This is a genomic window from Methylophilus sp. (genome assembly GCF_052173275.1).
Classification (GTDB): Bacteria; Pseudomonadota; Gammaproteobacteria; order Burkholderiales; family Methylophilaceae; genus Methylophilus.
In genome coordinates this window covers 1,203,406-1,217,894 of the sequence record NZ_JBQMUL010000002.1, presented here as the reverse complement: position 1 = coordinate 1,217,894, position 14,489 = coordinate 1,203,406, and the positions used below count along the sequence as shown (strand labels likewise).

Annotated in this window: 15 protein-coding genes; 7 read left to right on the top strand and 8 right to left on the bottom strand. The window is 51.3% G+C overall.

The window, feature by feature from the left end; translation table 11 throughout:
• Positions 1-88: 88 nt before the first annotated feature.
• A complete protein-coding gene (locus ACTS9Y_RS07255; protein WP_442585287.1) occupies positions 89-2,065 on the bottom strand; it encodes a cation:proton antiporter in 1,977 nt (658 codons plus the stop codon).
• 219 nt (positions 2,066-2,284) lie between these two features.
• Between ACTS9Y_RS07255 and ACTS9Y_RS07250 the strand changes: the two genes are divergently transcribed.
• Genes ACTS9Y_RS07250 through ACTS9Y_RS07230 form a run of 5 tightly spaced genes read left to right on the top strand, consistent with a single transcriptional unit; the run spans position 2,285 to position 6,952 of the window.
• Entirely contained in the window at positions 2,285-3,286 is a 1,002-nt protein-coding gene (locus tag ACTS9Y_RS07250; RefSeq protein ID WP_442585286.1) for a KpsF/GutQ family sugar-phosphate isomerase, read from the top strand.
• A 20-nt stretch (positions 3,287-3,306) separates the two neighbouring features.
• Complete coding sequence (lptC, locus tag ACTS9Y_RS07245) at positions 3,307-3,948, top strand: LPS export ABC transporter periplasmic protein LptC (protein ID WP_442585285.1); 642 nt, start codon at positions 3,307-3,309, stop codon at positions 3,946-3,948.
• A 32-nt stretch (positions 3,949-3,980) separates the two neighbouring features.
• Positions 3,981-4,634 carry a lipopolysaccharide transport periplasmic protein LptA gene (lptA, locus tag ACTS9Y_RS07240; RefSeq protein WP_442585284.1) on the top strand — a complete coding sequence of 218 codons (654 nt, stop codon included), beginning with the start codon at positions 3,981-3,983 and terminating at the stop codon, positions 4,632-4,634.
• A gap of 11 nt (positions 4,635-4,645) precedes the next feature.
• Entirely contained in the window at positions 4,646-5,392 is a 747-nt protein-coding gene (gene lptB / locus ACTS9Y_RS07235) for an LPS export ABC transporter ATP-binding protein (protein WP_442585283.1), read from the top strand.
• A 6-nt stretch (positions 5,393-5,398) separates the two neighbouring features.
• Complete coding sequence (locus ACTS9Y_RS07230) at positions 5,399-6,952, top strand: RNA polymerase factor sigma-54 (RefSeq protein ID WP_442585282.1); 1,554 nt, start codon at positions 5,399-5,401, stop codon at positions 6,950-6,952.
• A 67-nt stretch (positions 6,953-7,019) separates the two neighbouring features.
• Here the strand turns inward: ACTS9Y_RS07230 and tyrS are convergent, their stop codons facing one another.
• A complete protein-coding gene (gene tyrS, locus ACTS9Y_RS07225; protein ID WP_442585281.1) occupies positions 7,020-8,246 on the bottom strand; it encodes a tyrosine--tRNA ligase in 1,227 nt (408 codons plus the stop codon).
• 130 nt (positions 8,247-8,376) lie between these two features.
• Between tyrS and ACTS9Y_RS07220 the strand changes: the two genes are divergently transcribed.
• Positions 8,377-9,504 carry an anhydro-N-acetylmuramic acid kinase gene (locus ACTS9Y_RS07220; protein WP_442585280.1) on the top strand — a complete coding sequence of 376 codons (1,128 nt, stop codon included), beginning with the start codon at positions 8,377-8,379 and terminating at the stop codon, positions 9,502-9,504.
• 185 nt (positions 9,505-9,689) lie between these two features.
• Positions 9,690-10,979 carry a citrate synthase gene (gltA, locus tag ACTS9Y_RS07215; protein WP_379058937.1) on the top strand — a complete coding sequence of 430 codons (1,290 nt, stop codon included), beginning with the start codon at positions 9,690-9,692 and terminating at the stop codon, positions 10,977-10,979.
• 91 nt (positions 10,980-11,070) lie between these two features.
• On the opposite strand, the gene erpA is transcribed toward gltA, so the two are convergent.
• The 6 genes from erpA to rplM form a co-directional block, all read right to left on the bottom strand.
• Entirely contained in the window at positions 11,071-11,433 is a 363-nt protein-coding gene (erpA, locus tag ACTS9Y_RS07210) for an iron-sulfur cluster insertion protein ErpA (RefSeq protein WP_442585279.1), read from the bottom strand.
• A gap of 52 nt (positions 11,434-11,485) precedes the next feature.
• On the bottom strand, positions 11,486-11,881 hold the full coding sequence (locus ACTS9Y_RS07205; RefSeq protein ID WP_442585278.1) for a bactofilin family protein: 396 nt from the start codon (positions 11,879-11,881) through the stop codon (positions 11,486-11,488).
• A gap of 58 nt (positions 11,882-11,939) precedes the next feature.
• Positions 11,940-12,239 (bottom strand): hypothetical protein, encoded by a 300-nt coding sequence (locus ACTS9Y_RS07200; RefSeq protein WP_442585277.1) that lies wholly within the window; start codon positions 12,237-12,239, stop codon positions 11,940-11,942.
• A 62-nt stretch (positions 12,240-12,301) separates the two neighbouring features.
• Positions 12,302-13,348, bottom strand: a complete 1,047-nt coding sequence (gene argC, locus ACTS9Y_RS07195) for an N-acetyl-gamma-glutamyl-phosphate reductase (protein ID WP_442585276.1) — start codon at positions 13,346-13,348, stop codon at positions 12,302-12,304.
• A 124-nt stretch (positions 13,349-13,472) separates the two neighbouring features.
• Complete coding sequence (gene rpsI / locus ACTS9Y_RS07190) at positions 13,473-13,865, bottom strand: 30S ribosomal protein S9 (protein WP_379034087.1); 393 nt, start codon at positions 13,863-13,865, stop codon at positions 13,473-13,475.
• Between the two features lie 22 nt (positions 13,866-13,887).
• Positions 13,888-14,316 carry a 50S ribosomal protein L13 gene (rplM, locus tag ACTS9Y_RS07185; RefSeq protein WP_055828872.1) on the bottom strand — a complete coding sequence of 143 codons (429 nt, stop codon included), beginning with the start codon at positions 14,314-14,316 and terminating at the stop codon, positions 13,888-13,890.
• Positions 14,317-14,489 lie beyond the last annotated feature (173 nt).

The window sequence follows — 14,489 nt, the reverse complement described above, 5'->3', positions numbered from 1 at the left end:
TTCAGGAAAAAACGCGTGCTAACTAAATCCAAACAAGCTGCCAACTGTACACGGTTAGCAGCCTGTTTGGAATCAAGAGGGAGATGATTTAAGGCTTGCGGCCGGAGATCAGATAGACTTCCATGGCGATCAGGGCAGCATTACTGCCTAGCAGCACCAGCACATCGCGTTCGCCTAATACGATATCCCCGCGTGGGACGATGGGCTCTGGCATATTAGGCCTGCGCAATTGTTTGACTTCAACGGCAAAATCTTCAAACGGGATATGATCCAGCCGCAAACCGTGTGCATAGAAGTTTTTATACATTTCTACCGAATGCAGCTGCGGTAACGAAGCGGTTGAAGCATCGGCGTCACTGACCCCGCGGAAGTAACCTTTGAACATTTTGTAGCGCTCTTCGCGGAACTGGCGGATACGTTTCACCACACGGTTCAGCGGCACACCCAGGGTGACCAGCGCATGCGAGGCCAGCATCAGGCTGCCTTCAAGGATTTCGGGCACCACTTCGGCCGCACCGGCCGCGCGCAACTCATCCATCTCGCTGTCATCATGCGTGCGCACGATCACCGGCAGGTTAGGATGGCGTTCTTTGATCACGTCCAGCACCTTCATCGAAGCACGCGTTTCGGCATAACTGATGATGACGGCTTTGGCGCGTGCCAAGCCTGCCGCTTCCATCACTGAGCGTCTGCTGGCGTCGCCATAGATCACATTTTCACCGGCAGAAGCGGCTTCCTGCACGCGGCTGGCATCCATATCCAGCGCCACGTAGGGGATATTCTCTTCGCGCAGGAAACGACCCAGGTATTGGCCGCTACGGCCATAGCCACAAATAATGACGTGATCCGATAGCTCCTGGCTATGCTCCTGTATGGTATCGACGCCTTTGATACTGTTGCGGGTATAGCTTTTGACCAGGTAGCGCGCGATGCGGCCGTTGTACTGGATAATAAACGGGGCCACCAGCATGGAAAGCACGGCAACGGATAACACGAGCTGCAAGGCATCACCATCAATCAAATGTGTTTGTAACCCCAGTGCCAGGATCACGAATGTAAACTCACCCGCCTGCCCCAAAATAATGCCGGTACGCACGCCGACGCCCATTTCAAAACCATAGAACTTGGTCAGGAAAGCAATCAGCGCGATCTTGAACAGCAGGTATACCGCAAGCAGCAAAACAATCAAGCCAGCATGCTCAAGGATCACCCTGACATCCAGCAGCATACCCACACTGATAAAGAACAAGCCAAGCAAGATATCGCGGAAAGGCGCGATGTCGGATTCCACCTGGTACCGGTATTTGGTTTCTGAAATCAACATCCCGGCGACAAACGCACCCAGCGCGTAGGACAAACCAGCAAAATTGGTGGCTGCAGACATCAATAAAGTGACCATCAGCACGTTTAATACAAACAGTTCGCGCGAACGTTGCTTGGCCACCAGTTCAAACCAGAAGTTGAGGATGTTTTTGCCGAATTTGAATAGCAGGAATAACAGGATTGAGGATTTAAGCAGCGTCAGGCCCAGCACATCCAGCCAGTTATTGCTATGCGCGCCCAGTGTCTGGATCAACACCAGGATAGGGATCACGGCCAGATCCTGGAACAGCAATACACCTATGCTGAGCCGGCCGTGGCGGGAGTTAAGGTCTACGCGTTCCATCAGGATCTTGGAAACGATGGCGGTGGAGGACATGGTCAGTGCGGCGCCGATAATAAAGGCAGTTGTCAGGCTTAAGCCGGCGACCTTGCCTAGCAGCAGGCTAACCAGCAGCGTCAGGATGACTTGTCCGCCGCCCAGGCCGAACAGGGTTTTGCGCATGGCATATAACTTGGGCAGACTGAACTCCAGGCCTATGCTAAACATCAGGAACACGATGCCGAACTCCGCCACCTGGCGACCGGTTTCTTCATCCTCGAGCAGGCCGAGCGCGTGCGGACCGAGCACAATGCCGATGGCGAAGTAAGCCAGTATCGCGGGCAGACCCAATATGCGGAACAAACCGACGGCGAATACCGAACTGGTGAGCAATAAAAGTAAATGGATTAGGGAGTCAAACATGCAAAAGTTCTAAAGCAATTAATTCAGACCACGTTGCTAAACTGTTAACGAAAACACACCGCGTGGCCAATTATTTATTATGAATCTGGATTGTGTCAGGTTAATTATGCTGCCACAAATCTTTGTTTAATGCAAAAAATGTGCCTGATATTAAAAAATCATTAAAAAAGCCGTGTTTTGCTTTCTTGCCGGGGCGGTCACTTGCTATACTTAGCGACCATGAGTATAGCAAAATCAGGTGTCAAACTTGCTGAAAGTTCTGACATCGTGGAAAAAGCGCGCAATGTGTTATTGCACGAAGCAGATGAAATCCGCCAGCTGGCAGGACGCTTAGGCGTTGCGTTTGAAGCTGCGGTACATATGATTCTGGATTGCCGTGGCCGTGTCGTGGTGACTGGCGTGGGGAAATCCGGCCATATCGGCGGCAAAATCGCCGCCACTTTTGCCAGCACCGGAACCCCGGCATTTTTTATGCATGCGGCTGAAGCCAGCCACGGTGACCTGGGCATGATTACGGCAGAAGATGTGGTGATTGCGCTTTCCAACTCAGGTGAAAGCGATGAAATCATCAATATCCTGCCTGCGATCCGCCGCCTGGGTGCGCGGATTTTAAGTATCACCGGCAGCGAAGACTCAACCTTATCGCGTGAATCGCAAGTGCATTTGAGTGCGGCCGTCAGCCATGAGGCCTGCCCATTTGGCCTGGCGCCGACAGCAAGCACCACTGCAGCACTGGCTCTGGGTGATGCACTGGCTTTATGTGTGCTGGAACTGCGTGAATTCACCGCAGAAGATTTTGCCCACTCACACCCTGGCGGCAGCCTGGGGCGGCGTCTGCTGATCAGGATTAAAGATGTGATGCGCACCGGCGATGCGATCCCCAGCGTGAAAGAAAACGCAACGGTGCAGCAAGCCATCCAGGAAATCACCAGCAAAGGCATGGGGTTCACCGCCATTGTCAATGCGGCACAAAACCCGGTCGGCGTGTTTACAGATGGTGATGTACGCCGCCTGTTTGTGCAAGGCCTGACCGACCCTCAGGCGCCTATCACCAGCGTCATGAGTCATCAGCCCAAATTGCTGGGTATACAGCAAATGGCTGTTGAAGCAGTGAGCCTGATGGAACACCATAGGATCAATGGTTTTCTGGCAGTCGATGAAGAGCAGCAATTGGCAGGCGCATTTAACATGCATGACTTGCTGAAAGCGAAAGTGGTCTAGGCTGATCGGGGTGAATATCCATGCTTAAATATCCGATCCTGCTGCCGATAGGCCTGATGCTGTTTCTGGCACTGCTGACCTTCTGGATCAACCAGACAGTACAGGAGGAAGCCTCGCGCATGACCAGTATCAATCGCAATGCGCCGGATTACATGCTGTATAACTTTGTCAGCACGCGTACCGACGCCAGTGGCCGTACAAAATATGTGCTGGCTGCGGCGCAAATGCGCCATTACCCGGACAGCGACTATACCGAACTGGACCGCCCGCGGTTTACCCAGTTTGGCGAAAATATGCCTTACACCCAGATTTATGGGCAGCGCGGCAAAATATCCGGCAATGGTAAACTGGTGGAGTTTGTAAAACAGGTCAAAGTGATACGCCAGGCGACTGCTGAAAAAGGTGAGATGCAATTAAAGACAGAACAGTTATTTGTGGAACCGGACACGGATATCGCCTATACCGATTTACCGGTGACCATCCACCAGCAACCGGGTAGCGTGGTTACAGGTACTGGCATGCGTTTTGATAAAAAATCAGAAACCATGCAATTATATAACCGGGTGCATGTACATTATGAGCGCGCGCCGGAGCCAGTGAATGCACTGCCTGCCGCCAAACCGGCCAAAACAAAAAAGAAAACCACGCCTGACAAAGGCTAATGATCAAGGATCGATGATTCTGGAGAGATGAGTTGAAAACGCACAAGCAATTATTTTATGTGGCCTGCCTGGTACTGGGTACGCTGTTGCATTGGACTGGCGCTGTCAGGGCTGAAGAGTCTGACCGTGAACAACCGATCGAGCTGGAAGCCGACACTGTGAGTGTCAACGATGCAAAAAAGATCAGCACCTATACCGGCAATGTCATCCTTAACCAGGGCACCCTGCAAATCAAGGCAGACAAAATGATTGTCCGCGAAGACCAGGACGGGTTCCAGCATAGCACCTGTATCGGCAGCCCAAGCACGCCAACCACCTTCAAGCAGAAGCGCACCGGTAAAAACGAGTGGATGCAAGGCAGTGGCCAGCGTATTGAATACAATGGCCGCATGGATAAAGTGCAACTGTATACCAATGCCTGGGTCAAACGTGGAGAAGACATCGTCACCGGTGATTACATCAGCTACGACGCCAATGCCGAATATGCAGAAGTGATTGGTGGCACCAAAGCCAACCCTAATGGCACTGCCAACAGCCGGGTCAAGGCTATCATTCAACCCAAGAGTAAAACAACGCCGCCTGTGATCGATAATAAAGCCAATGCACAGCAAGGGCTGCGCATGAACCGCTCATTGCAGCTCAGGACTGAACCGGCAGCCAACGAACCCAAGAAAGAACCACAGTAAAGACTGGCAATATGCAAACAACTGCTTCACCAGATAATAGCCATTTACGCGTCAGCCATTTAAAAAAAGCTTACCAGGGTCGCACAGTCGTCAGGAACACAACGCTGGAGTTGCATAGCGGCGAAGTCATAGGCTTACTGGGTCCGAACGGGGCAGGCAAAACTACCAGCTTTTATATGATCGTCGGCCTGGTCGCCCTCGATGACGGCCACATCACCCTGAATGGCACCGATGTCAGCCATGCGCCCATGCATGAACGCGCGCGCATGGGCCTGGCCTACTTGCCGCAAGAGGCCTCGATTTTCCGCAAAATGACGGTAACCGATAATATCCTGTCTATCCTGGAAACCCGTCCTTATACCGCCGAAGAGCGCGAAGCCAAACTGGAGTCGCTGCTGGATCAGTTGCATATCCAGCATATCCGCAACAGTCAGGCGGTCAGTTTGTCCGGTGGTGAACGCCGCCGTGTTGAAATCGCCCGTTGCCTGGCCACTGACCCTAAATTTATTTTGCTGGATGAACCATTTGCCGGGATCGACCCGATCGCAGTGATAGAGATCCAGAAAATCATCCGTTATTTGAGCAGCCAGAATATCGGCATCCTGATTACAGACCACAACGTCCGTGAAACGCTGGATATCTGTGACCGCGCCTACATCGTGAACGAAGGCGCAGTGTTTGCGGCCGGCACGCCCGATGAAATCATTCAGAATGAAGGTGTGCGTGAAGTCTATCTGGGCAAGAACTTTAGGCTGTAATTCGTTATGAAGCAAAACCTGCAATTACGCATGTCGCAAAACCTGGCACTGACGCCGCAGTTGCAGCAGTCTATCCGTCTGTTGCAGCTGTCGACGCTGGAACTGAGCCAGGAGTTGGAAGCCATCTTGCAGGAAAACCCCTTGCTCGAGATGGCCGATAATAATGAAGAAGGTGAATTTGAAGACAATACGCCCGACGCCCCGTTATCGGCGCAGGCCGAAGTCGAAGACGCCAGTTCTTTTGATGTTGCCATGCAGCAGCAAGACATCCCTTCGCCAGCCGACACCTTGCGTGAAGAGTTGCGCGATGACCTCAGCGGCAACGAAGGTGAATTGCCCAACCTGAATGAAGAATTCACCCCGCCGGAGTTTGAAGATGACTACGGCGAGTTTGGCAGCACCAGCAACTGGGATGAAGCAGGTCGCAACAACAATGATGATGAAGACAGTGATTTTTCGCGTCAGGATGCCACTAACATCAGCCTGCGTGACCATCTCATAGACCAGATACAACTGGCGCACCTGTCGCATCGCGATATGAGCCTGGTCAAACTGCTGCTGGACAGTATTAATGACGATGGCTATCTTGAACAGGATCTGCAGGAGGTAGTTGAGAACCTGCCACTGGAACTGGAAGTCGATTTGCTGGAACTGGAAACGGCACTCAAGCTGATCCAGAATCTGGACCCGATAGGCATAGGCGCCCGCGACTTGCGTGAATGCCTGTTACTGCAACTGTATGCCCTGCCAGCAAGCACCCCTTACCTGAAAGTCGCCATCGCCCTGGTCAAAGACCATCTGGCGCTACTGGCCAATAAAGACTTTATCAAACTGCGCAAACAACTCGGTTGCGATGAAGCCTCACTCAAAGGCGCACAGCAACTGATCCGCCAGCAAAACCCCAGGCCGGGCAGCGAGTTCTCCAACTTTAGTCATGACCACTTCATCCAGCATGATGTGGTGGTGAAAAAGATCAAAGGTATCTGGGTCGCTACCCTGAATGATGGCGTGATCCCGAAACTGCGCATCAACCAGATGTACGCCGATATCCTCAAACGCAACCGCGAAAGCTCAGGCCAATATCTGCAAAGCCAGATGCAGGAAGCCAAGTGGATGATCAAGAATATACAGCAGCGTTTCTCGACCATTTTGCGCGTGTCACAAGCGATTGTAGACAGGCAGCGTAACTTTTTTGAGCACGGCGATATCGCCATGCGCCCGCTGGTATTACGTGAAATCGCAGAAGAGCTGGATTTACATGAAAGCACCGTTTCACGTGTCACCACGCACAAGTACATGCTCACTCCACGTGGTGTTTATGAACTCAAATACTTCTTTGGCAGTTCAGTCGCGACCGATGCAGGTGGTTCCTGCTCAGCCACGGCCATCCGGGCACTGATCAAGCAAATGGTGGCAGAAGAGAACGCGAAAAAACCGCTGTCTGATAACCAGATCACCGACACCCTCGCGCAACAAGGCATCGTGGTGGCGCGGCGGACGATAGCCAAATACCGTGAATCACTGAGTATCCCGCCAGCGAATTTGCGCAAATCGCTTTAACTTTAATTGTTTCGAGAATTAAAAAGGCCGCTGATCAAGCGGCCTTTTATTTTTACAAGGGCGACGATTATTGAATCGTGATCCTGGCGAATTTGCGCTTGCCCACCTGGGCAACCACGACGCTTTTTGCCAATTGCAGGTTCTTGTCTTCGACCTTGACGCTATCAAGTTTCACGCCGCCTTGCTGGATGGCACGCATGGCTTCACTGGTGCTTTCTACCAGGCCAGCCTGCTTCAATAACTGGCTGATACCAATACTGTCACCTTCTATCGTCACTGCGATTTCCGGCACGTCATCCGGGATACCGCCTTTGGCACGCGTCTGGAAATCTAGCAGTGCTTTTTCAGCCGCCGCCTGGCCGTGAAAACGGGCCACGATTTCCTGCGCGAAGCCGACTTTGATATTGCGCGGATTTTCGCCATTGGCGATGCTTGCTTTCCATTCTGCAATGGTTTCCAGCGATGCGAAAGACAGCAAATCAATATAGCGCCACATCAGTTCGTCCGAGATCGACATGATCTTGGCAAAAATACTCTCTGGCGCTTCGCTGATCCCGATATAGTTGCCCAAGGATTTGGACATTTTATTGACGCCGTCCAGGCCTTCCAGCAATGGCATCATCAGCACGCACTGCTGCGCCTGACCCGCCTGCTTTTGCAGCTCGCGCCCCATCAGCAGATTGAACTTCTGGTCAGTGCCGCCCAGCTCCAAATCTGATTGCAAGGCAACCGAGTCGTAACCCTGCAATAGCGGATAGAGAAATTCGTGGATGGCAATCGGCTGATTGCCTTTAAAACGCTTGGAGAAGTCATCGCGTTCCAGCATACGTGCAACGGTATGACTGGCTGCCAGCTTGATCATGCCTGCCGCACCCAACTCGCTCAACCATTTGGAGTTAAACACGATCTCTGTCTTGGCCGGGTCCAATATTTTAAACACTTGCTCGGCATAGGTATCGGCATTGATTTTAACCTGCTCTACGGTGAGCGGCGGACGGGTGGTGCTTTTGCCCGTGGGGTCGCCTATCATGCCGGTGAAATCACCGATCAGGAACAATATTTGGTGACCCAGATCCTGCAGCTGGCGCAATTTGTTGATCAACACGGTATGCCCAAGATGCAGATCAGGTGCGGTCGGGTCAAAGCCAGCCTTGATACGTAACGGCTTGCCGGTTTTAAGTTTTTCTATCAGCTCCTGCTCAATCAGCAGCTCATCTGCACCACGCCTGATAATAGCGAGTGCTTTAGCAATTTCCGGGCTGATGGCTTCAGAAGAGGGTTTTGCGTCTGTCATAAATACGATTCTGTCTGCTGCGTGGCCGAGTTGGTATCGCATAGCAGCGGTTAAAATGAAAGCGACTATTTTAACGTAATCTGCCGCTTAACTGTAGGCATATCCCGGCACAGTGTTACCATGTGGACCTATGAATACGCAGTCAACCGCCCACACTAGCCGTTATTTTATTGGCATTATGTCTGGCACCAGCCTGGATGGTGTCGATGCCGCATTGGTGGCGTACACGGGTGATGATATCCAACAGATCAACCAGGCATTTGTGCCATATCCAGCCGCGGTCAAACAAACGCTGCTGGACTTGCATCACTCTGCGACGAATGAGTTGCATGCAGCAGCCGTCATAGCCAACACACTGGCAGCGCTTTATGCAACGGCGGTGCAGAAAGTCTTGCAGCAAAGCGGATTACCAGCATCGGCGATCACCGCGATTGGCTGCCATGGACAAACCATACGCCACTGCCCTGACCTGCCAGACGGACAAGCCTACACCTTGCAGATCGGCAACCACGCCCGGCTGGCGGAACTGACGCAGATTGCTGTGATCGGGGATTTCCGTAGCCGCGATATTGCTGCGGGCGGCCAGGGAGCGCCTTTGGTACCTGCCTTTCACCAGGCAGTATTTGCCAGCCCGACCAAAAATCGCGCCATTATCAATATCGGCGGCATCGCCAATATTTCCTGGCTACCGGTGGATGGGCAGGTGACAGGTTTCGATTCCGGCCCCGGCAATATGTTGCTGGATCAATGGACACAGCAGCATACCGGCCAGGCTTATGATGCCAACGGTGACTGGTCTGCTAGCGGCCAGGTGAATAGCACCTTGTTGCAAGCCATGCTCGCTGAGCCTTATCTGGCGCAAACTGCGCCTAAAAGCACAGGGCGGGATCTATTTAACCAGCACTGGCTGGCACAACATTTACAGGCGATCAATGATCGTCCGGAGAATATTGCCCGCACCTTGCTAGAACTGACCGCAATCAGCATCGCCGACGCGATCAGGCGCTTTTGCCCTGATATCAAAGAAGCCTATGTCTGTGGCGGCGGCGCGCACAATGGCCTGTTGATGCATAGATTATCCGCATTGATTGACTGCACTATTGAACCCACCGACACACTGGGCGTGGATATAGACTGGGTAGAAGCAGTCGCGTTTGCCTGGCTGGCGCAACGCTGTGTCGATGGCCTGAGCGGTAACCTGCCAGCAGTCACTGGCGCGCAAGGACCGCGTATCCTCGGCGCCATCTACCCTGCATAAGGTATTTCTTTTTTAGCTGGTTTTTCACTTATGCAGTGCAACTGCACCATGTGCAAGGTTAATACTGGTGCATGTTTTAGTGGCATTTTCTGTGTTTTCACTGTCAATCTCCCGGCAAGTGCGCTTTTTAAGAGTTCATTGCGTATAATTTAGCCTTAACCCCGTCTATCTATTTTGAGCATGTCATGGCAACCAAAGCGACCATTTCTTTTGACAACGACACCCCCGCGATTGAACTCCCAATCTTGAAAGGCTCGTTAGGCACCGATGTCATAGACATCCGCAGCCTGGGCAAACATGGGATTTTCACTTATGACCCCGGGTTTATGTCCACGGCGGCGTGTGATTCCGGCATCACCTTTATTGATGGCGAAGAAGGGCTGCTGTATTACCGTGGCTACCCTATCGAAACTCTGGCCGAGAATTGTGATTTCCTTGAAGTCTCCCATTTGCTGCTGCATGGTGAGTTACCCAATGCCACTCAGAGTGAAGAGTTTGGGCGTGCCATCCGCAAAAACAGCATGCTGCACGACCAGATGAGCAATGTATTCCGCGGCTTCAGACGCGACGCACATCCGATGGCAGTCATGATTGCCGTGGTGGGTGCGATGGCCGCGTTTTACCCGGACAACAATGATGTGACCAACCCTGAGTCACGCAAGCGCGCAGCGATGCGCCTGCTGGCCAAAGTGCCTACCATCGCCGCCTGGAGCTACAAATACAATATGGGCCAGCCGTTCATGTACCCGAAGAACGATTTGGGCTACGCCGAAAACTTCATGCACATGATGTTTGCCACGCCGTGTGAGGAGTATGTACCTAACCCTATCCTGGCGCGTGCGTTTGAACGCATTTTGATCCTGCATGCAGACCATGAACAGAATGCTTCGACCTCTACCGTCCGCCTGGTAGGTTCCAGTGGCGCCAACCCGTTTGCCTGTATCGCGGCTGGCATCGCCTCGCTGTGGGGCCCGTCGCATGGCGGTGCTAACGAGGCCACGCTGAACATGCTGGAAGAGATGGGCGACATCAGCCGTATCGGCGAATTCATCAATCGCGCCAAAGACAAAACCGACAGCTTCCGCCTGATGGGCTTCGGCCACCGTATCTATCGCAATATGGATCCGCGCGCCTCTATCATGCGCAAGACTTGCCACGAAGTATTGAATGAACTGGGGCTGCAGGATGACCCTATGTTCAAACTGGCGATGGAACTGGAGAAGATTGCCCTGGAAGACGAATACTTCGTCTCTCGCAAACTGTATCCTAACGTCGATTTTTACAGCGGCATCGTCATGCGCGCGATGGGCATTCCTAACTCCATGTTCACGGCTATTTTTGCGCTGGCAAGGACTGCCGGCTGGATTTCACAATGGTGTGAGATGAACGCAGACCCGGAACAGAAAATCGGCCGCCCGCGCCAATTGTACGTCGGTGAAACGCGCCGGGAGTTTGTGCCGCTGCATCAACGCTAGTCATTCGCCTGTAAAAAACAAAACGCCGGAAATTTCCGGCGTTTTTTATTTGAAACTGTTCGAGCTAACAATCAGTTTAGGCTAGCGAGCCTTAAACTGAGAAAGAGCTACCGCAACCACAAGTCGTGGTGGCATTCGGATTACGAATCACAAACTGCGACCCTTGCAGGCTATCGGTGTAATCGATTTCTGCACCAGCCAGGTATTGCAGGCTCATCGGGTCTATCAACAAGATGACGCCATCCTTGTCGACTTGTGTATCGTCTTCATTCACCTCTTCTTCAAAGGTGAAACCATACTGAAAGCCTGAGCATCCACCACCGCTCACGAACACGCGCAATTTCAGGTCAGGGCTGCCTTCTTCATCAATCAGTTCTTTCACTTTTTTGGCGGCATTATCGGTAAAAACCAACGGGGTTGGCATTTCAATATCAATCATAGCTTCTGCGGTCATCATAGACTCCTGTCAAACTCTCAAAACCAATATGGCGGCGAAATAATATATTTCAAGTCAATTCGGGAACAGTCACTTCTGGCGGCTGTTCACCCAGATAAATCAACTTGCCTTCAATCACCGCGCCGGTATGCATTTCCAGTGATTTGTAATACAAATCACCCACAATACGTGCCTTGCTTTGCAATTCAATAAAGACCGAAGCTTTCACCGGTCCGCGTATCAATCCGTTCAATACCACCTTAGACGCTTCGACCGCGCCGTTAATGGTGCCATTTTCACTGATAATCAAGGTGCTCGGGTGCTCACGCTTTTCAATCACGTTACCTGCAATCAGGCCATCTACGCGCAGGCCACCGGCAAATTGCATATTGCCATGTATCTGGGTCTCATGACCCACTAAAGTATCAATATGGCTGTCGATATGAACGCTTTTTTTGAAAAACATGGCACTTCCTAACTTTTATCGCTGCTAACGCCTGCACAAGCTCACATCATGCATGCAGTTAACGCTTGGTTATTTTCTTGTAAAACACCAATTCTTCTTTCAGTTTGATGTTTTCATCCTGCTGCGCGGTCAGTGTTTTTGCCAGGTTGTTGCTGGTGGCCAGCTCTACCTGCAATTCACGCTGCGATGCAATTAACTTTTTCTGTAGCTCTATATTTTCTGAGGTGACCTGGCTCAAACGCTGGCGCACATAGTCACTATTATCATCATGCAGCGCCCAGTAGGCCAACGCAAAGCCAAGCAATAAGTTGATCACCGCCAGTATGCCCTGAAAATACCAGGGCCGGTGTGAGCGCACTGCAACTTGCTTGGCGGTTAATCCAAAATGGTTTCTTAGTCTTCTGCGTATAGGTCGTATCATTATGGCAATAATGGCAACACTTGCAAACCGGTATCTGACGCCAGGCCAAACATCAGGTTCATATTCTGAACCGCCTGTCCTGAAGCACCTTTTACCAGGTTGTCTTGCACCACAACGATTGTGACATAATCATTTGCCTGTGGATACAAAGCCATCCGCAAAACATTGGAACCGCGTACCGACCGCGTTTCCGGCAAAGCACCTGCTGGCATCACATCGACAAAATAATCATTCTGGTAACGTTGCTCATAGACCTGCTGCAATACCTGTTTGCTACCCTCAGCGTTCAGTTTTACATGCAAGGTGGTCAACATACCGCGGATCATGGGAATCAGATGAGGCACAAAGATTAGATTGACCGCATCATTACCGGAGAGTTTCTTCAATTGCGCCAGAATTTCAGGATGATGCCTGTGCCCGGCAACACCATAGGCTTTGAGATTGTCGCTGGCTTCGGAGAACAAGGTGCTGACTTCAGCTTTCCTGCCTGCGCCGGAGACACCGGATTTGGCATCCGCAATAATCGGCACTGCATAATCAATCCAGCCATTTTCCAACAGTGGTGCTAATCCAAGCAACACGGTGGTTGGATAACAGCCAGGATTACCAATCACTTGTGCCTGGGCTACCTGTTCACCATACAGTTCTGTTAGACCATACACAGCCTGCTGCAAAACATCGGTACAGCTATGCGGCAATTTGTACCATTTTTCAAATTCGACTGCATCTTGCAGGCGGAAATCTGCTGCCAGATCAATGACCTTCACACCCGCGGCGACTAGCGCAGGCGCCTGGCTCATGGCAACGCCATGCGGCGTGGCAAAAAACACTACATCACACTGGGTTAAATCGATGGTTGCCGGATCACTGAACGCCAGATCGACCACGCCACGCAAGCTTGGGAACATGTCAGCCACGGGCAAGCCAGCTTCGCCGCGCGAGGTGATGACTTGCAATTGCACTTCTGGATGCCGTGACAGTAACCGCAATAATTCGACACCGGTATATCCGGTACCACCCACAATGCCGACTTTAATTTTTTCCATAGACTTCAACCAGACTCGCGTGTTATTCAGAAACTTGCAATTTATTGAGAAGAGGTAAAACAATAAATGAAAAAGGCCGCCAATGCGACCTTTTTGCACAACTCTCTTTGTAACAAACGTGAAATTAACGTTTGGAGAATTGCTTCCGGCGACGCGCTTTGCGCAGGCCAACTTTTTTACGTTCAACTTCACGGGCATCACGTGTCACGAAACCAGCGTGAGACAAGGCGCTCTTCAAAGCGGTATCGTAGTCGATCAAGGCACGGGTAATACCGTGACGTACTGCACCAGCCTGACCGGATTCACCACCGCCATGCACGTTGACCAAAATGTCAAAAGTACCGGTGTTGTTAGTTAATTCCAGTGGTTGACGCAAAATCATGCGAGATGTCTCGCGTGAGAAATAAACGTCAACAGGCTTGTCGTTTACTACGATGTTGCCGCTACCGGACTTCAGGAACACACGTGCCACGGAGCTTTTGCGGCGGCCTGTGCCATAGTTGTATTTACCGATCATGCTTTATCCTAATCGTCTAATATTAGATGGTTAATGTTTGCGGTTGCTGAGCAATGTGCTCATGCTTGTCACCAGCATACACTTTCATTTTCTTGATCATGGCATAGCCCAAAGGACCTTTTGGTAACATGCCTTTAACCGCTTTCTCCAACGCGCGACCTGGGAAACGGTCCTGCATTTTGGAGAATGTAGTGGTTGTAATACCACCTGGATAACCGGAGTGACGGTGATACAACTTACCACCAGCCTTGTTACCAGTTACTTTAATTTTGTCCGCATTCACGACAACGATGTAGTCACCAGTGTCTACGTGTGGGGTGTAAATAGCTTTATGCTTACCGCGCAGGCGATGGGCAATAGCACTGGCCAGACGACCCAAGACTAAATCTGTGGCGTCGATCACGAACCAATCACGTTGAACTTCATGCGATTTTGCTGAAAATGTTTTCATTTTATAACTACCGAGTTATAGCGTGTAAATTAAGAGGGCGGATTATAAGCCAGCTTGAGAAAGCTTGTCAACGAATTAATCCGAAAAAGAATCGTTGGATCTGAACAGATAACAATCTGCAGGACAGATAGCAGCCATGCCGGCTTTAGTCTCGTCAAATATGCAAATTATTC